The sequence below is a fragment of the Sorangium sp. So ce1036 genome (assembly GCF_051369805.1).
Taxonomy (GTDB): Bacteria; Myxococcota_A; Polyangia; order Polyangiales; family Polyangiaceae; genus Sorangium; species Sorangium cellulosum_F.
The window spans coordinates 3,969,839-3,987,179 of sequence record NZ_JBBMOX010000001.1 but is presented as its reverse complement, the minus strand read 5'-3'; the positions used below and the strand labels follow the sequence as shown (position 1 = coordinate 3,987,179).

Here is a 17,341-nt window from a genome sequence, read left to right as displayed (position 1 = left end):
TCAGAACACCACCGTGAAGGGCGCGGGCAGCGCCGCCCGGGAGGCGCCCTTGGCCGGGGCCGCGCGCGGCTCGTCACGCGTGAGCCAGAGGAACGCCGCCGCGCCGAGCGACACGATCCCGACGCCGAGCAGCGCGTCGCCGGCGATCAGCGTCGCGCGCGTGGCGTCCACGTCGGCCTCGTCGCACAGGGGCGCGCACGTGGAGCGCAGCCCGCGGAGCTCCGCGCTGCCCACGAGGTCGAGCGCGATCCCGGCGCCCGCCGCCACCAGACCGACCGCCCCGAGCGCGATCGGCACGAGCGGCGGCCCGGGCGCGGCAGGCGCGTCCGGGCCGGGCGCAGCCGGGATAGGGGCCATTGGCCCAGGCCGCGGGCCCACCGGCCCAGGCCGCAGGCCGGGCGCGGCGAGCTCGCGCTCGCCGAGGATGACGCTCAGGAGACGGTTCTTCTCGCCCGTGTTGATCAGCACGGTCTGCTCCACCGGGGCCGCCCCGGGAGCCTCGAAGCGGAACCGCCGCTCTCCCGGGTTCACCTCGAGCGCCGCGCCGTTCAATCGCTCCTGCGCGAGCTCTCCGTCGACGGAGACGCTGACGTCGGTCCGATCCACGCCCGCGGGCGTCCGCACGCTCACGACGACCGACGGGATCTCGGGCTCCACCTCCCGGAGCCAGGTCTGGCAATCGACGTGGAGCAGCGCCGGGCACGCCGCGCGGCTGCACAGGCGGAGCTCGGCGCGCGAGGCGAGCGGGTCCCCGGCGAGGCGCAGCTTCTGGGCCTGCTCGTACGATCGGACGCACGCGGCCTTGGTGTCGTCCGCGCGCGCCTCACGGGTCGCGGTCGCGGCGACGGCGGCGAGCGTGATGCATCCGAGGAGCTCGAACGCGGCGCGTTTCACGCCCGCAGAATACAGCGTCGACCGCGCGATCAAAGGCACTCGGGCCGGACGTGCCAGATGCCCGCGTCGTCGAGCGTGCGGCACGTGTCGGGGCGCGCCGGCGCCCGCGGGGGCCGGCGGCGCCCGGCGCTCTCCGGGGCGCCGGCCGGGGGCAGGCGCCGCGGCGAAGCGCCTGCGGAAGGCGCGCCCTTCGGCGAGGCGCTCGTCGCCGGCGCGCCCGGCGTCCCCGGCGGCGCCCCCGCGTCGTGCGCGGCGCTCGCGGCGGCGGCGCGCGCGGCGGCGGACGCGGACATCGCCACATCGAGGCGCGCCGGAGGCGCGAGCGCCGGCAGCTCCCCGCCGCTCGCGGCCGCGGGCGCCGGCGCGCCTGCGGGCGCGAGCGCCGCCGGCGCGCGGAGCGCGAGCAGCGCGGCGACGCCGGCGGCGAGCGCGAGCCCAACGCCCATGGCGAGCGCGAAGGACCTCTGCCGGGCGACCACCGCGTGGCGCCGCGTGAGGGCGGCCGGCGTCGCGCTCGAAGGCGCAGCGTCCGCGGCCAGCGGCGCGCTGGAGGGCGCGGCGCCCGCGCTCGCGGGCGTCGCGAGCGCAGCGTCCACGGCGGCCGCGGCCGGCCCGGGCACCTGCGCGGCGGCGCGCCGCTCCACGTCCAGGAGCCTCGCCGCGCGCTCGGCCAGCGCGCCGCTCGCCAGCGACTCGACCCACGCGCCGACCTGCGCGGCCGTGGACGGCGCGACGCACTGCTCGAGCGCGAGCGCCATGTCGCGCGCCGTGGCGAAGCGGCGCTCGGGCGCCCGCTGGAGACCCCGGCCGACGATCGCGTCGAGCTCGGGCGGGATCGACGGGGCCGCCGTGCTCGGCGGCGGCGCCCGCTCGTGCAGGATGCGGCTGTAGATGTGCCCCTCGGAGTCGCCGTCGAAGAGGCGCTTGCCGGTGAGCATCTCCCAGAGCACGACGGACGCGGCCCAGATGTCGCTCTGCCGGCTCGCCGTGCCGGCGCGGAGCTGCTCGGGCGCCATGTACGGCATCTTCCCCTTGAGCTTGCCGTCGCGGGTCGTGTGCGATCGCCCGGTCGCCTTGGCGATCCCGAAGTCGACGACCCGCGCGACGCCGTCGGCGCCGACGAGCACGTTCTGGGGCGAGACGTCGCGGTGGACCAGGTCGAGGGGCTCGCCGCGATCGTCGCGCGCCTCGTGCGCCGCGTGCAGCCCGTGGAGGACGCCGGCGGCGACGGCGACCGCGACGGCGGGCGGCGGCGGCGCGCCGCGCTCGGCCGCGGCGGCGAGCAGCCGCGAGAGCGCCTCGCCGGCGACGTACTCCATGACGATCACGACCTCGCCGCCCTCGTGCACGACGTCGAGCATCGGGACGACGTTCGGGTGGCGCACGCGGCTGGCCATGCGCGCCTCGTCGAGGAACATCGCGACGAGCTCCGGGTCGTGCGCGAGCTGCGCGTGGAGCCTCTTGATCGCGACGACCCGCCGGAAGCCCGACGGCCCGCGGAGGAGGCCGAAGTGGACGCTGGCCATGCCGCCCGCCGCGATCCGGTCGTGGATCGCGTAGCGCCCCCCGTGGTGGACCGCGCCGGGATCGGCCGAGCTCATCCCTTCGATCTTACACGCAAGCCGGCGCGCACGGCCGCGCTCTCCCTCCGCCGGCGCGGGCGATCTCGTGCTCTCTCCGCCGGGCGGCGCCGCACCCGCTCACGCAGGCGGCGCCGCCCCCTGGCCCTCGGCCCGGCCATCGACCGCGACCGGCTGCGTGAGCTGCTCGGCCGGGGTCCCGGCGGCCATCTGCTGCGCGAGGATGAGCTCGCGCGCCTCGGTCCGCAGCCGCGGGAGCTTCGCCGCGAACACCGCGGCCGCGGCGATGCAGCACGCGCCGCCCGACGCGACGGTCGCGGGCGCGCCGATCCGGTCCGCCAGCCAGCCCGCGAGGAGCGCGCCGAGCGGGGCCATCCCCATGAACATCATCGCGTAGACCGCCATGACGCGCCCGCGGAGCGCGTCCGGCACCATCGCCTGCACGAGCGTGTTCGAGCCCGCCATCTGCACCATCATCGAGAAGCCCACGGGCACGAGCAGCAGCGCCGACAGCCAGAAGGTGCGCGACAGCGCGAACAGCGAGAGCGCGAGGCCGAACCCCGCGCACGCCGTGGCGACCCAGCGGCCGAGGCCCCGCAGCCGCCTGCGGACCGCGAGGGCCAGCGCGCCGAGCAGCGCGCCGACGCCCGACGCGCCCATCAAGAGGCCGAGGCTCCGCGGCCCGCCGCCGAGGATCTCCTCGGCGAAGACCGGCATCAGCACCGCGTACGGCATCGCGGTGACGCTCACGACCCCGAGCAGCAGGAGGATCGCGCGGATCGCCCGGGTGCGCGCCACGAACCGGAAGCCCTCGACGGCCTCGAGGATCGCGGACGCGCGCACCCCGACGGCCGGGCGCGGCGGGACGCGCATCGCGAGGAGGCTCGCGATGACGGCGACGAAGCTCACCCCGTTCGCGAGGAAGCACCACGCCTCGCCGATCTCGCCGACCAGGATGCCCGCCGCGGCGGGGCCGAGGATCCGCGCCCCGTTGAACATCGACGAGTTCAGGGCGATGGCGTTGGGGAGGTCCTCCCTGCCGACCATCTCGACCACGAACGCCTGCCGCGTCGGGATGTCGAAGGCGTTCACCACGCCGAGGAGCACGCTGAACCCGAGGATGTGCGCGACCTCGATCCTCCCCGTCATCGTGAGCGCGGCGAGCCCGAACGCGAGCGCCATGGCGACCGACTGCGTGCAGACGAGGATGCGGTGGCGGCTCCGCCGATCGGCCACCGCGCCCCCGATGGGCGCGAGCAGGAACACCGGGATCTGCGTGGCGAACCCGACGGCGCCGAGCAAGAGCGAGGAGCCCGTGAGCCGGTAGACGAGCCAGGACTGGGCGACCGTCTGCATCCAGGTGCCGACCAGCGAGACGAGCTGGCCCGCGAAGAAGAGCCGGTAGTTCCGGTGGCGCAGCGCCCGCAGGAGCGACGGGCCGGTCGAGGACGGCGGCGTGGGACCCATGCGGCGTTGACCTCCGGCGCTCCTCTTAGAGGCCGCGACCAGCGCCGGCCACCCCGGAGGCGCCCGCGACGGCGCGCGGTTCATCCTCGCGAAAGACAAGCAGCGCCTCGACACGAGCGGGTCCGGCGCCTGGAGCGCCAAGCCACGATGATCGCCCCGCACCGGAAACACGGTTGACCCGCTTGAAGGACTGCCAAGGTGCCCAGACGAAATGATGAAGATGCCTGGCGAGGGAGAACGTGGGAAGGAGTTTCCGGCGCGCCCGGGCCGGCGCGCGTCAGCGACTCCGGCGGCCCGGGCCGGGCTGAGGGCGTTTGCGTCGAGGCCTCCCGGGCGCGTCGGCCCGGGCCGCCCGCGCCGGGCCCTTGGCCCCGCTCGCCTCCGGCCGCTCGAGCGACGCGTGGAGGGCCCGGATCTGCGCGGCGGTCGAGAAGAAGCGCAGGGCCTGCCCCTCTCGGGTCGGAGCCCCTTCCCTCAGGCCGTGAGGCAGCGCCGGGCACTCGTCGAGGAGCGCGCGGAACATCGATGTCGCCTCGGCCCCGAGCTCGAGCTCGATCCGGGCGAGCCCGCCGCGCGAGCGCCACGGCTTGCCCGCGTCGCAATCCGCCTCCAGCCCGCGGGCCATGCGCTCGATCTCGCGGGCTGCCCGCGCGTCGACCTGGGCCTTTGCCAGGCTGGCCAGCGTCCTCCGGAGCGCGCCTCCGGCGACGAGCGACACCTCGTGATGCAGGAGGTGCCAGCCGGCCATGAACATCTTCACCGCGTCGTGCTCGGTCATCGTCGCCGCGAGCTCGTCCGGGCCTGGCCGCTTCCGCCCCGCGCGCCCTCCGGCGAGGCGCTCGAACCCGAGGTTGCATGTGCAGAGGGCGGCCTCGACGGCCTCGAAAGGCCGGAGCGCGCGGCCGTCATGGCTGCAGCCGGAGAGGAGGACGTTCACGAGGTAGCTCAGCTCCAGGAGCCGCTTCGCGTACAGGTCCGGATCGCGCGCCATCACCTCGCGGACCGCGGCCGTGAACAGGAGGTCTCCCCCGCGGCTCGGGCCGGCCGTGAGCAGCGGCGGCTCCGCCGCGGGCGGCAGGATCTCCGCCTCGCGCAGCACCTCGAGGAAGCGCCGGACGTCCTCCGCGGGCGCCGCGCTCTCCCCGTCGCCGGGCCGCCGGCCCGCGGCGGCGGCCGAGCGGGGCTTCACCGCCGCCGCCCGGAAATGCGCGCGCGTGACGGCATCGTACGTGCTGGCCTTCAGGATCTCCTCCAGCGGCGTGATCCGCGCCAGGTTGAGGAAGCTCACGGCCGCGGAGGGGGCGACGAACCCCTCTCGCTCGCGCCGGTCTTCCCGCTCCGCGGCCACGTCGGACTCCAGCATCTCCTCGGAGGTGAGGACGTCGTAGAGGCCGCCGGACTCCTCGATGTGCTCGGAGGAGATGGCGCAGCACCTCTCCAGCAGGGCGCGCAGGAGGGCGTGGTGCTGCCGGTCGAGCTCGACCAGGACCTGGAGGATGGCGTCCCAGCTCCGGTGGTTCGTGGCGATGACGCGGAACCCCTCGAACTCCTGGTAGAGGCAGCTCTCGAGCGCCTTGTCCACGAGGTCGTCGTCGTCCGAGCGCTCCGCGCTCGACATCTGCACGGCGAGCTCGTCGACGTCGATCACGAGGACGTGCTTGCACAGGGCCAGCGTGACGAGGTCCTCGTCGAGCTCGGCGAGCTTCTGCGCCGCGAACGCCTCGCCGGCCTCGAGCATGACCTCGAGCCAGAGGGCGAATCGATCGGCGTCGAACGTCTCGTCCTTGCCCGGGCGCTCGCTGCGCCAGAGGTCCTCGTCGAAGATGCCCTTGAGCTGCTCGGTCGTCGCGAGCGCGACGATCTCGCCCGCGTCCTCCAGGCCGATGTGGCGGATGAGCCGGGTGAGGACAGGGGCCTCGAGGCCCTGCACGAGGTGAACGAGGCCCGGCTGCTCGAGGAGCCGCGCCACGAGGTGGCGAGGACGGGTCGATCTGGCAAGCGGTGTTGTCATGACTCCCCTCTTCTTAGCGCCCTGAGCGCAGCTGCGTAAACAGCTCTGACGCCGTGGCGGCGGGAAATCAGCGGTATTTGTTGCGGCGAACAGGGCCCCGCGTGGCCCGGCGCGAACGCTCGCTCGCAAACGAGGGAGTTGCTCGCAAAACCACTTGCGAACGGACTGCCGATCATCCATAATATAGTGCGTGGCGACAGCCCATCAGGCCACCGCGCCTCGCTGCACCTCGCCGAGAGAGCGCCCCCGCCCGTAACATTCCTCACACCACCCCCACACCACGCACCGCGCCTTGGGCGGCCAGCCGGCTCGGGGGATCTGCGGAGCGCGCCCGGCCGGGGCAGAGTTGGGCTATAGGCTCTCGCCCATGAACCGATTCCGCTCCATCGCCGGCGCATTCTTCCTGGCCGGCCAAATCTTCGCGCTCGGGTGCAGCGCTCCCCGCCCGGAGCCCGAGATCGCCTCGTCGGCCACGCAGAGCGGCTACGCCGAGCGTTACCCTGCCGAGCTGCAGGCCGCGGCCGCGTCGTTCAGCGAGCGCGAGGACCTCGCGAAGCGCACGGCCGACCAGTTCGGCGCGTATCCGGACCAGCTCAAGAAGCCGGACTGGAAGGCGGTCCTCGATGTCATGGAGCAGGCGGACGCGGCTGGTCGTAGCCACGACTACGTGGAGCGCGTGCGCGCCGCGGACGGCGCCGTGGCGTTCTTCAACGACAACCAGGAGGAGCTCACGCGCAGGGTGAGCGGCGCCGCGCAGTACGTCGTCAAGCAGAAGGGCTGCGAGGCGGACGTCACGGGCGCCACCTCCCGTGCGCTCGAGGAGGGCGTCGAGCGTCAGCTCGGGAAGTACGTCCGCGCCCGCAACGAGGCGCACCGTCGCATCGAGCGTTACCGCGCCTCGCTCGGCAAGGAGAACGCCGAGGTGCTGGAGAAGCAGGCCGACGCGGTGAGCTTCACGAGCTACGTGGTCCACATCGATCTGGTCGAGCACAAGCTCCGCCTGCGGCGGATGCTCGAGGAGATCGAGACCATCAAGACCTCGATCGACGAGGCGATCGAGGCCGAGCGCGCGTTCCAGGCCTCGGGCAGGCGCACCGACGAGGAGAAGAAGGCATCGGAGGCGCGCATCGAGGAGCTCGGTCGCAGCAAGGCGATGCTCGACGCCTCCGCGACCCAGGCGAAGCAGATCGACGAGGCCATGGAGGAGCGCATCGAGGCGGCGCAGAAGGCCTACCGCGAGGCGTTCGCCCGGCTACGCAGCACGCTCCGCAAGAACGCCGGCCTCCCGGACGATCCCTCCGAGGGCTGACCCAGCTCCCCGTCCCCCGTCCCCCGTCCCCCGTCCCCCGTCCCCCGTCCCCCGTCTTTCGTGCTCGTCCGCGTGCGCGTGCGCGTGCGCGTGCGCGCTCCATCCCCTCTTCCGCTCCGCCTCTCTCTCCCTCTCTCTCCCTCTCCCCCCTCTCCTCCCCTACCCCCCCCACCTCTCCGCCATCACCAGCGTCTTCCGGTTATCCGGCAACGTCAAAAACCTCTCCCTCCACACCGGATCACTGATCTTCGCCGCCCTCTCCAGCAACCTCTCCTTCGCCGCCGCGATCGCCGCCGCGCAATCCGCCTCCATCCCGTTCGCCTCCAGCGCCTCCGCGTACACGAGCCTCACCGACGACTCCCCCTCCTCGATCGCCCCGAGCGCCCGCAGCATCGAGTACGCCTCCCCCGCCGCCGAGAGCCCCTCGTCGAACCTCCCCAGCCCGAGCAGCGCCCGCGCCCTCACCGCCACCGCCGCGGCCCGCAGCGGCGGCGCGCTCTGGAGGATCTCCGCCGCGGTGCACGCCTCCCGCTCCGCCCCCTCGAAGTCCCGCGCGAGCAGCGCGATCCGCGCGAGGTACGTCCTCGCGCTCCCCTCCGTCCGCGGATCCCCGAGCCGCTGCAGGAGCGCGATCGCCTCGCGCTCGGTCCGCTGCGCCTCCTCGAGCCTCCCCCGGTACCCGAGGACGTGCCCCAGGTTGCTGAGCGTCGCCGCCGCGAGCTCGTGGAGCCCCATCCACTCCGCGCCGGCCAGCGCGCTGCGCAGCATCGCCTCCGCGCCCTCGAAGTCGCCGAGCTCGGCGTGCATGTACCCCACGTTCATCCGCACCGCGCACGCGTTGCCGCGATCGCCGGCGCGCTCGAACGCCTCCAGCGCCGCCTCGAGCCCCACGAGGCACGCCCCGGGATCGCCGCTCACGAGCGCCCGGATCGAGCGCGCCTCGTGCAGCCGCGCCACCACCTCGACCTCCCGCGCCGCGAGATCGGTCCCGTCGCCCTCGATCGCCTCGATCAGCGCGTCGGCGATGGCGTAGCGCCCCCCGAACGCGAGCAGCAGCGCGCCCTCGCCGAGGCACATGTGCTTCGCCACGAGCGCCCCCTCCTGGGCCGCCTCCGCGGCCTGGGCCGCGCTCATCCAGCGCTCCACCCGCTCGAAGCCGCCCAGCTTGCCCGCGGCCACCGCGACCTGCTTGATCGCCGAGAACCACGCCGCCGTGCCGGGCGCGAGCCGCTCCACCGCCTCCGTCCCGCGCTGCTCCGCGAGCGCGAGCTCCCCGCGCCAGACGTGCGCCTCGGCCTCGACGAGGCGCAGCTCGCCGAGCGTCCGCGAGGCCGGACCGCACGCGATGCCGCGCTCGGCCCGCTCGATCGCGGCCGCGAGGTCCTGCGCCCGGAGCGCCTGCTCCGCCGCGCGGCAGTACGAGGACGCCGCCCGCGACAGCTCGCCCCCGCGCTCGAAGTGCTCGGCGAGCGCCATCGGATCCGCCGCGCCCGCGCGCTCCAGCCACTCGCCGGCGAGCCGGTGCCCGAGCCGCCGATCGCCCTCGGTCAGCATCTCGTAGGCCGCCTCGCGCACGATCGCGTGCTGGAAGCTGTACTCGACCTCGCCCGGGAGGCTCCCCTCGCCGCGGCGCGCGATGACCTCGCGCTGCTCCAGCTCGACGAGCTTGGCCGCGACCTGCGCCCCGCCCACGAGCGCCGCGACGCCGCCCTGCCAGAACGTCTGGCCGAAGACGCTCGCCGCGCGCAGCACGCGCCGCGCCTCGACGTCGAGCGCCTCGAGGCGCGCCTGCACCATCGCCAGCACCGTCTCCGGCAGGTCCGCGCCCTTGCCGTCGGCCACGGCGCGGAGCTGCTCCTCCAGGTAGAACGCGTTGCCGTCGGCGCGGTCGACGATCATCGCGAGCAGCTCGGGCGCGACGTCGTCGCCGAGCACCTGCCGCGCGAGCCGCTCGCTCGCCCGGCGCGGCAGGCCCGAGAGCTGCACCTCGTGCACGCCGCGCCCCGCCCAGAGCTTCGGGAAGAGCTCGCGCACGTCGGGCCGGCCGAGCGCGAGCACCATGAGCGGCTGATCGGCCAGGTTGCGGAGCGCCGCGTCCACGAGCGTGACGCTGGGCAGGTCGCCCCAGTGCAGGTCCTCGAGCACGAGGACCACCGGCCTGGCCGAGCACTCGGCCCGCAGGAACTCCTCCCACGCGAGGCGGATCTGGTCGCTCATCAGCACGGGGCTGCGCCGCGCCGCCATGAGCTGCACGCTGTCGCCGTCGGGGAACGGCACGCCCATGAGCTCGCCGAGGAACGCGGCGACGCGCGCCGGATCGGCGGCGCCGTACCGCTCGACCCGCGCGCGGATCTTGTGCTGCCGCGCCTCGAGCGGCTCGCCGTCGAACAGGCCGATCGCGCGCCGGAGCGCCGGGGCGAGCAGGGCGAAGGCCGAGCCCGCGCTCATGGGGTCGCCGCGCCCGATCCACACCTCCATGTCCTCGCCCCGGTCGCGGAGCCGCCGGATGAGCTCGGTGCGGAGGCGGGATTTGCCGGCGCCCGCGGGCGCGGTCACGAGCACCGCGCTCGGCGTCGACTCGTCGACGCAGTGCGAGAACGCCGCCTCGAGCAGCGCGAGCTCGCGGTCGCGGCCGACGCACGGCGTGGGCTTGCCGAGCAGGGGCGGCGTCGTGGCCAGCGCCTCGCGCTCGCCGTGGAGGCGGATGCCGTCGCGGTCGCGGGTGACGCTGAACCGGGAGCCGAGCAGCCCCGCGGTCACCTCGTCCAGGCGGACCGCGTCCGCGGCGGCGGGCGCGCGCGGGGACGGCAGGAGGTGGACGGCGCGATCGATGAGCTCGCCGACCGGCAGCCGCGACGACATCTCGGCGCGCCCGGTGACGAGCGCCACGGGCACGCAGCCGAGCAGCGCGTTCAGCGCGAGCGCGCAGCGCGCCGCCTGCGCGGCGAGGTCGGTCGGGGTGCCCGTGGCGGAGAGCACGATGAGCGGGGAGCGGGACTCCAGGATCTCGAGCTCGCCCTGGTAGCGCTCGGCCACGGCGAGGAGCGCCTTGCTGCGCTCGAGGTCCTCCTCCTGGGAGCGCGTCGCCTCCGCGTCGCCGGCGACGTCGCGCGCGAGCACGAGGCACATCATCTTGCGCTCGTTGGTGGTGATCTCGCCCCCGAGCAGGCTCGACGCCGGGCGGCTGCTCACGGCGCCCGCGGAGCGCTCCTCGAGCGCGAGGAGCTCCGCCGCGACCGCCTCGCCGTCGCGGGGCCGGGCCTGGGGCTGCTTGGCGAGCAGGCGCGCGACGAGATCGTCGAGCGCCTCGGGGATGTCCCCGCGCAGCTCCCTTAGCCGCGGCGGGTCCTCGAGGATGACCTTGATGAGCACCGAGAGCCCGTCGGCGCCCTGGAACGCCGAGCGGCCGGTGAGGCACTTGAAGAGCACGCAGCCGAGCGAGAAGACGTCGGCGCGGGCGTCGATGTGCGGCTCGCTGCGGGCCTGCTCCGGCGCCATGTAGCCCGGGGTGCCGAGCATCGTGCCGGGCATGGTGAGGTGCCGGTCGATGGCGCCGAGGCGCACGACGCCGAAGTCGATGAGGGTGACGCCCTCGACGGCGCCGCCGACGAGGAACAGGTTGCTCGGCTTGAGGTCGCGGTGGACGATGCCGGCGCGGTGGATGACGCCGAGCGTGGAGGCGACGCTCGTGGCGAGCGTGAGGCTCTCGTCGACGGTGAGCGGCTTCCTGGCGAGGCGCTCGGTCAGCGTCTCGCCCTCGAGCCACTCCATCGCGAGGTAGGGGTGGCCCGCGCCGGTCGCGCCGTGCGCGATGTAGCGCACGATGCCCGGGTGCCTGAGCGCGGTGAGCCCCTCGAGCGCCTCGGCCTCGCGCGCGAACCGGACGGCCTCCTGGAGCCCGCGGCGCTGCAGCACCTTGAGCGCCACCGCCTCCTGCGTGACCAGGTCGAAGGCGCGATAGACGTCGCCCATCCCGCCCGAGCTGGCGAGGCGCTCGATCCGGAAGCGACCGTCGATGACGTCTCCCACGCGCATCCCGGCGCCCCGTGTTACCTGAGATCCCGCATGAGCTTGCTTACAACGTGAGTAGACGAACTCGGCGCCGATCGCCAGCGGGTCTGCCCGGAACGTCACCGCGCCTGGCGCGCCGGCGGGCGCGACCGCGGCCGGGGGCGGCGGGCGCGACCGCAGCGAAGGGGGGCGGGCGGGTCCTTATCCCACGAGGTGCGGCGATGCAGGTCGAGCCAGGCGCGCGGGCGGCCGCCCCTGCCGGCTCGCTCGGGGCGGCGTGGCGGGGGGTGCCGCGCGCGCCCGTGGCCCTCCTCCCCGCGCGTCCCCGAGCGCGCACCGGGAGGCGCGCGTCGGGGCGATCGAAGGAGCCTGGGCCGAGCAGGAGAGTTTGCCTGGGCGGGTCGCTCTCGCGCGAGGGGTCTTGATGCATGTCGGCCTCTCGCGGCGACAGCGGTCCGCGGGGGAGAGGGTATATCGATAGCACAGGCGCCTCGGAGAGCGGCTGTTGGCGGACCGAGGACGAGCTTGCCGGGGCGAGCCGTCGCGCTCTGTCGTCGTGTGCTGGGTGTGCTGGTATCCCGCGGCGCCCGAGGTGCGAGGGCAGGAGGGAGCTCGTCGCCCTGGTCGCCGGGCCCGGGAGCGTCGCCCCCGCGGCGAGGACGGCACGGGCTCTCGGATCGGGTTCCTTCCGGCCATCTTCGCGGGTATGGTCGGGCCGGGTGTCCTGGCTGCCCTCGTCGCTGGCCGCCCGGCACGACGACCGCGCCCTCGGGGTCAGCCAGACCTCGGCAGAACAGACCACCGCCCGCACCGAGACCTCGATCCCCACGGGAGCTTCTGATGAGAGAGCACGCAGCACTCCGGACGACAGGGACTCTCGCGACGGTGACGGCCGCGGCGCTCGCCCTCGTGTGCGGGAGCGCGGCATGCAACGCGATCTCGGGGGTCGGCGCGCTCGACTTCTCGGGCACCGCCGGCACGACGGGCGGCGGCGCAGCCGGCAGCGGCGGCGGTACGGCCGGCGGTGACGCGGGCAGCGGCGGCGCTGGCGGCACGGGCGGCGCCGGCGGCGCCGGCGGCACGGATGGTGTCGGCGGCGCCGGCGGCATGGGCGGCGCCGGCGGCATGGGCGGCGCCGGCGGCACGGGCGGCGCCGGCGGCACGGGCGGCGCCGGCGGCACGGACGTCGACATCTCTTACGAGATCCCCTGTGGGAACGGCAACGTGGCGATCGGCATTCACGGCCGGAGCGGCGGCTCGGTCGACCGTATCGGCCTGATCTGCGCGCCGCTCGCCGGCGACGGCACCCTGGGCACCGCCTTTCAGACCGTGACCGCCGGCGGCGACGGCGGCTCGCCGGGCAGCGTGCTCTGCCCTGCGAGCCAGGTCCTCGTCGGGATCCGCGTCTGGGTCGACTCCCTGGTTCACCGGATCGATCTGCTGTGTCAGACGATCGAACAGTGGAAGATGAGCGAGAGCACCCCCAATGTCGTCCCTGGCATGGGCAACGTCCACAGCACAGGGTACGAGGTCAAGTGCCCGATGGGGAGCGCCATCATTCAGTTCCACGGCGACGCCGACGAGCTCGTGCGCTCCGTGAATCTGGCGTGTCGCAAGCTGTGACGGGCCGTCCTCACGTCCGCGCTGCGGCGCTCGCGAGAGCGCCTCACGAAGCCGGACCGAGTCAGCGACAGGAGACGCGCGCCGGAGAAGGCTGCGAGCGCGGGGGCTCGAGGGCGGCGACCCCGTACGAGCGCCTCGCGTCCGGCGAGGTCCTGGGGTAGGTTCCGCGGCCGATGGACACCCGAACTTACTTCCAGGGCAAGAGCCTTCTCGTCACCGGCGGATCGAGCGGCATCGGGCTCGCGTTCGCGCGGCTCGTCGCGGGGTACGGCGCCTCGGTGACGCTGGTCGCGCGCCGCCGCCCGCTCCTCGACGAGGCGGCGGTGGCCATCCGGCGCGAGCACCCGTCCGCGCGCGTCGACGTGCTGGAGCTCGACATCAGCCGCGCGGACGACGTCGCGCGGGCGATGGAGTCGTTCCTCGCCGACCGGCCGGTCGACCACCTCGTGAACAACGCGGGCGCGGTGATGCCGGGGCGCTTCCTCGAGCTCCCGATCGAGCAGTTCCGGGCGATGATGGACGTCAATTTCTTCGGCGCCGTCCACCTGAGCAAGGCGGTCTTGCCGGCGATGGCGGCGCGCCGGAGCGGTCATGTGCTCAACGTCTCGTCGCTGGCGGGGGTCATCGGCATTTACGGCTACACGCCGTACGCGGCGAGCAAGTTCGCGCTGATCGGGTTCTCGCAGGCGCTGCGCGCGGAGATGTGGCCGCACGGCGTCCGGGTGAGCGTGTGCATGCCGCCGGACACGGACACGCCGCAGCTCGCGTTCGAGAACCAGTACAAGCCGGCCGAGACGAAGGCCATCGCGGGCAACGTGAAGACGCTGGAGCCGGACGCGGTGGCGCGCAGCATGGCCGAGGGCATGGCGCGCGGGCGATTCGAGATCTACCCGGACGTGGGCTCGCGGGTGAGCGCGATCGCGCAGGGGGTGATCCCGGGCGTGGTCCGGTGGGTCTGCGACAGCGCGCAGCGGAAGGCCGGGACCGCGGCGCGCTGAGCGCGGCGGGGCCGCCATCGTCCGTCAAGCCACCTCCCGTCGTCCGTCAAGCCACCTCCCGCGTCCTCCTGTCGCGGCGCGCGGCAGATACCGGGGCTTCCGTCGGCAGCCGGCTTCTGGTACGGGAGCCCGGCTTCTGGAGATCGGCTCCGTGGCTCCGTCCGGTCCGGGGCCCGGGCGAGGAGAGACGCACCTGTGCGAAGGAACATCCGAGTCGGCGTCATGCTTGCGCTGGGCGCGGCCGTCCTGTCCGGCGCGGCGGAGAGCAGGGGTGAGGCGCGGGAGGAGGCGGTCGCCCGGCTCGTGGCGCAGGCGAACGCCGCCGCCCGCGAGGATCGGCTGGCCGACTCGCGAGACCTCTGGAGGGCGGTGTGGCAGCTCGACCGCTCCCAGGTCGCCGCGTGCAACATCGGGGCGCTGTCGCTCCGGCTCGGCGATGCGCCGGGCGCGGTGCGCTGGCTGTCGGTCTGCAAGGAGATCATGCGCGCGCCGAGGACGCCCGAGGAGCGCGCCCTGCACGCGTCGCGGCTCAGCGACCTGGCCCGCGCGCGGCAGCTCACCGGCGAGATCCACGTCATCGCGCCCGCGGGCGCGGCGATCGCGATCGACGGCGCGCCTGTCCAGGTCGAGGGCGAGAGGCCCATCCCGGTCGCCCCGGGGCGCCACCTGGTGCGCGCCGTGCTGGACGGGCAGATCGCGACCGCGGAGGTCGACGTTCCGCGCGGCGAGGCGCGGGAGGTGGTGCTCACCTTCCCTGCCCCGGGCGCGGGTGCGGGCCCGGAGGACGCCCCGGCGGGCGCGGGCCTGCGCGCCGGGCCCACGGCCGAGCGGCCCGCAGCGGCCGAGCGGGCGGCGGTCCCGACCCACGCGCAATCTCCCCCGAGGCCGCGGCCGGATCTCGTCGCCGGCGGCGTCGGGCTGTCCGCCGCCCTGGCGACGGTCGGCGGCGTGATGCTGCTCGGCGCGGAGAGAAAGGACGAGGCGGGCCGCTCCTACGCGGTCGCCGCGGGGGCGAACGGCTGCTTCCGGCTGAGCCGGCCGATGTGCCGGGAGTCCGCCTCGGCCTACGACGACGCGCGCCTGTTCCGGAGCGTGGGCATCGCCGGCCTCATCACGGGCGGCGCCGTGCTCGCGGCGACGCTCGGGTACACGTTCTACCCGCGCGGGTCGGCGGAGATCGCGGTGTCGGCCAGCGGCGTTACGGTGACGGGTCGCTTCTGATCTGGCGTTCGACAAGGCACCTGGCCAGCTCGAAGGCGCGCCCCGCGCGCGACCCGTGCTGGCGAAAACTTGCGTGACAGGCCCGGGTCGACCGCGGCATGCTGGGCGCCTCGAAGGACCAGGTAGACGACACCCCGGCGGATTGGGGCCGCCAGGGTGCCGGCGCCGCAGCCTCGTGCCGGAGGACTGGACGCATGGGTGGATCCGTCAAGCATTGTGCCGCAGGTTTCCTTACTCTTCTCAGCGCAGCGCTCTTCTTCGCCTGCGGCGATGGGCCCTATCAGGGGGGCAGGTGCGCGACCACGGACCACTGCCAGTCGGAGGACCAGAACGTCCCCGGCACGATCTGCGTCGATGAGCACTGCGTGTGCGGGGAGCCTGGCAAGGTGATCTGCTGCGCGCGCGGCGAGGAAGAGCCGAGCTGCTTTTTGGAGTGCCGCGAGTGCAGCGAGTGCGCGGAGGGCACGCTGGAGTGCTCGGGATACCCCGAGCCGTCCGGGGGCTGCGAGAGCGACGCGGAGTGCCCTGGCCCGCCGGATCCGCGGTGCGGCGCCGGGCGGTGCGTGGACGGCGCGTGCGAGGTGGAGATCACGCGAGGGCCGATCGCGTCGCAGCGCCGCGGCGACTGCAAGGTCGAGGAGTGCACGGCCGACGGGCGCGTGGTCAGCGTGGCGGCTTACGACGCCTACGATGATGGCAACCAGTGCACGCTGGATGTCTGCGAGATCGACAGGCCGCGAAATCTCATCATGAATGGCGTCACATGTCCCGACTCGAACGCCGGGCGATGTCATGAGGGCGAATGCGTGCAGTGTGTTGCCGCAGACCCATCGCTGTTGTGCCCCGGGGGACTGGCGTGTGATGGGGTCTGGTGCGTACCGGAGCACTGCGTGAACGGCACGCGAGACCCAGGGCTCGGGGAGACCGGCTTCAACTGTGGTGGCCGGTGCCGACCTTGCCAGCCGAGCGAGCGGTGTGCTGCGGCCACCGACTGCGTGAGCGGCGTGTGCACGAACGGAAGCTGCCAGATCCCGACGTGCAGCGACGGCGTGAAGAACGGCACCGAGACGGGCATCGACTGCGGCGCGCCGTCGTGCCCGCGCTGCGCGCCCGGCCGAGGCTGCAAGACCGGCGCGGACTGCACGAGCGGCGTGTGCTGGCGCGGCCTCTGCGAGGCGCCCACCTGCAGCGACGGCGTGAAGAACGGCGATGAGGCCGGCGTCGACTGCGGCGGCGAGGGCTGCGACGCGCCCTGTCCCGGCTGATGGCCGACGGACCCGCCGGGGTCCGTGCGCATGGATGCGCGCCAGGACCGCTCGACCAGCACGGCGACGTCCGGCGCGCCCTCCCGCCGCGGTACCGGCGGGGGTGGACGCCCGGAACGCGTGCCGCTCCCCAGGCCACGACCGCGCCCGCCCGAGTGACACTACGTGTGCCCGAATGTTTACAGGAGAGCATCCGAAGTGACACTACGTGTGCCCGAACGTTTACAGGAAAGCATCCGAAGTGACACTACGTGTGCCCGAACGTTTACAGGAGAGCATCCGAAGTGACACTACGTGTGCCCGAACGTTCACAGTACGGGGTACCCCTGAGCTCTCGCGGCTGCCCGGACAGGCTTCCCCCGGTCCACCCGAAAGGTACACGCGTCCATTTCGTGCTTCCGACGGCTGCGAGACGCCGCGAACGTGCACGGTCGAGCGTGCCCGCGGCTACATTCGCGGGGTCGCGGAGATCCGGGCCGGCACCGGCAAGTACGACATGGCCAGCGACGGGATGGCGCTGGCCCATCTGTACGAGGAGCACGCCAAGCGCTCCGTGGGAAGCACCCCTTCACCCGGGAGGAGTTCGCAGCGCTGCAGGAGGCGAGCGAGTGGCTGCTCGACAACCTCACTCCCGACGGCGCTCGCCGCCCGGTCGCCAGGCAGCGCGGCGAGGCCGAGATGATGCGGGATCGGCTCTGGACCCTCATGGTCCGGCGCCACGCGGACCTGCGCAAGATCGGCTACTACTTCCACGGCGACGCCTTCGAGGAGATGACCCCGAAGCTCCAGTCACGCGTCGCGAGGAGCACGGCGCAGGCCGAGGAAGAAGAGGCGGAGGCGGAGGAGATCGAGGAAGAGGACGAGGAGATCGAGGAGGAGGTGGTGGTGGAGGACGACGGCGAGGCCGAGCAGCCCACTGCACCTGCATCCTCCTGAGCCGCTCGCAGGAAAAAACCGCCCTT

General features: G+C 74.0%; 11 protein-coding genes. 6 read left to right on the top strand and 5 right to left on the bottom strand.

What is annotated here, in order from left to right; all coding sequences use genetic code 11:
• The 4 genes from WMF31_RS15235 to WMF31_RS15220 form a co-directional block, all read right to left on the bottom strand.
• Positions 1-894, bottom strand: coding sequence for a hypothetical protein (locus WMF31_RS15235; RefSeq protein ID WP_436602645.1), 894 nt, complete (start codon positions 892-894; stop codon positions 1-3).
• A 29-nt stretch (positions 895-923) separates the two neighbouring features.
• On the bottom strand, positions 924-2,495 hold the full coding sequence (locus WMF31_RS15230; protein WP_436602644.1) for a serine/threonine-protein kinase: 1,572 nt from the start codon (positions 2,493-2,495) through the stop codon (positions 924-926).
• A 99-nt stretch (positions 2,496-2,594) separates the two neighbouring features.
• Entirely contained in the window at positions 2,595-3,941 is a 1,347-nt protein-coding gene (locus tag WMF31_RS15225; RefSeq protein ID WP_436602643.1) for an MFS transporter, read from the bottom strand.
• A gap of 277 nt (positions 3,942-4,218) precedes the next feature.
• Positions 4,219-5,952 (bottom strand): DUF6178 family protein, encoded by a 1,734-nt coding sequence (locus WMF31_RS15220; RefSeq protein ID WP_436602642.1) that lies wholly within the window; start codon positions 5,950-5,952, stop codon positions 4,219-4,221.
• 367 nt (positions 5,953-6,319) lie between these two features.
• Here WMF31_RS15220 and WMF31_RS15215 point away from each other — a divergent pair, with 367 nt between their 5' ends.
• On the top strand, positions 6,320-7,261 hold the full coding sequence (locus WMF31_RS15215) for a hypothetical protein (RefSeq protein ID WP_436602641.1): 942 nt from the start codon (positions 6,320-6,322) through the stop codon (positions 7,259-7,261).
• A 159-nt stretch (positions 7,262-7,420) separates the two neighbouring features.
• Here the strand turns inward: WMF31_RS15215 and WMF31_RS15210 are convergent, their stop codons facing one another.
• A complete protein-coding gene (locus WMF31_RS15210) occupies positions 7,421-11,296 on the bottom strand; it encodes a serine/threonine-protein kinase (RefSeq protein ID WP_436602640.1) in 3,876 nt (1,291 codons plus the stop codon).
• Between the two features lie 816 nt (positions 11,297-12,112).
• On the opposite strand from WMF31_RS15210, the gene WMF31_RS15205 reads away from it, so the two are divergent.
• The 5 genes from WMF31_RS15205 to WMF31_RS15185 all read left to right on the top strand — a co-directional run bounded on the left by WMF31_RS15205 (position 12,113) and on the right by WMF31_RS15185 (position 17,315).
• Positions 12,113-12,895: a hypothetical protein gene (locus WMF31_RS15205; protein ID WP_436602639.1), complete on the top strand. Its 783-nt coding sequence runs from the start codon at positions 12,113-12,115 to the stop codon at positions 12,893-12,895.
• A gap of 173 nt (positions 12,896-13,068) precedes the next feature.
• Complete coding sequence (locus WMF31_RS15200) at positions 13,069-13,893, top strand: SDR family oxidoreductase (protein ID WP_436602638.1); 825 nt, start codon at positions 13,069-13,071, stop codon at positions 13,891-13,893.
• 222 nt (positions 13,894-14,115) lie between these two features.
• The gene (locus WMF31_RS15195; protein ID WP_436602637.1) at positions 14,116-15,114 is read left to right on the top strand and encodes a hypothetical protein; all 999 of its coding nucleotides are present in this window, start codon (positions 14,116-14,118) and stop codon (positions 15,112-15,114) included.
• A gap of 194 nt (positions 15,115-15,308) precedes the next feature.
• The gene (locus WMF31_RS15190) at positions 15,309-16,379 is read left to right on the top strand and encodes a hypothetical protein (RefSeq protein WP_436602636.1); all 1,071 of its coding nucleotides are present in this window, start codon (positions 15,309-15,311) and stop codon (positions 16,377-16,379) included.
• A gap of 678 nt (positions 16,380-17,057) precedes the next feature.
• Positions 17,058-17,315 (top strand): hypothetical protein, encoded by a 258-nt coding sequence (locus WMF31_RS15185; protein ID WP_436602635.1) that lies wholly within the window; start codon positions 17,058-17,060, stop codon positions 17,313-17,315.
• The last annotated feature ends 26 nt before the right edge of the window (positions 17,316-17,341 follow it).

Excerpts from the sequence above, each read along its gene's own strand:
- WMF31_RS15190 (WP_436602636.1), top strand. The coding sequence starts at position 15,309 with ATGGGTGGATCCGTCAAGCATTGTGCCGCAGGTTTCCTTACTCTTCTC.
- WMF31_RS15210 (WP_436602640.1), bottom strand. The coding sequence starts at position 11,296 with ATGCGCGTGGGAGACGTCATCGACGGTCGCTTCCGGATCGAGCGCCTC.
- WMF31_RS15185 (WP_436602635.1), top strand. The coding sequence starts at position 17,058 with ATGATGCGGGATCGGCTCTGGACCCTCATGGTCCGGCGCCACGCGGAC.
- WMF31_RS15200 (WP_436602638.1), top strand. The coding sequence starts at position 13,069 with ATGGACACCCGAACTTACTTCCAGGGCAAGAGCCTTCTCGTCACCGGC.
- WMF31_RS15225 (WP_436602643.1), bottom strand. The coding sequence starts at position 3,941 with ATGGGTCCCACGCCGCCGTCCTCGACCGGCCCGTCGCTCCTGCGGGCG.
- WMF31_RS15205 (WP_436602639.1), top strand. The coding sequence starts at position 12,113 with ATGAGAGAGCACGCAGCACTCCGGACGACAGGGACTCTCGCGACGGTG.
- WMF31_RS15220 (WP_436602642.1), bottom strand. The coding sequence starts at position 5,952 with ATGACAACACCGCTTGCCAGATCGACCCGTCCTCGCCACCTCGTGGCG.
- WMF31_RS15215 (WP_436602641.1), top strand. The coding sequence starts at position 6,320 with ATGAACCGATTCCGCTCCATCGCCGGCGCATTCTTCCTGGCCGGCCAA.
- WMF31_RS15230 (WP_436602644.1), bottom strand. The coding sequence starts at position 2,495 with ATGAGCTCGGCCGATCCCGGCGCGGTCCACCACGGGGGGCGCTACGCG.
- WMF31_RS15195 (WP_436602637.1), top strand. The coding sequence starts at position 14,116 with ATGCTTGCGCTGGGCGCGGCCGTCCTGTCCGGCGCGGCGGAGAGCAGG.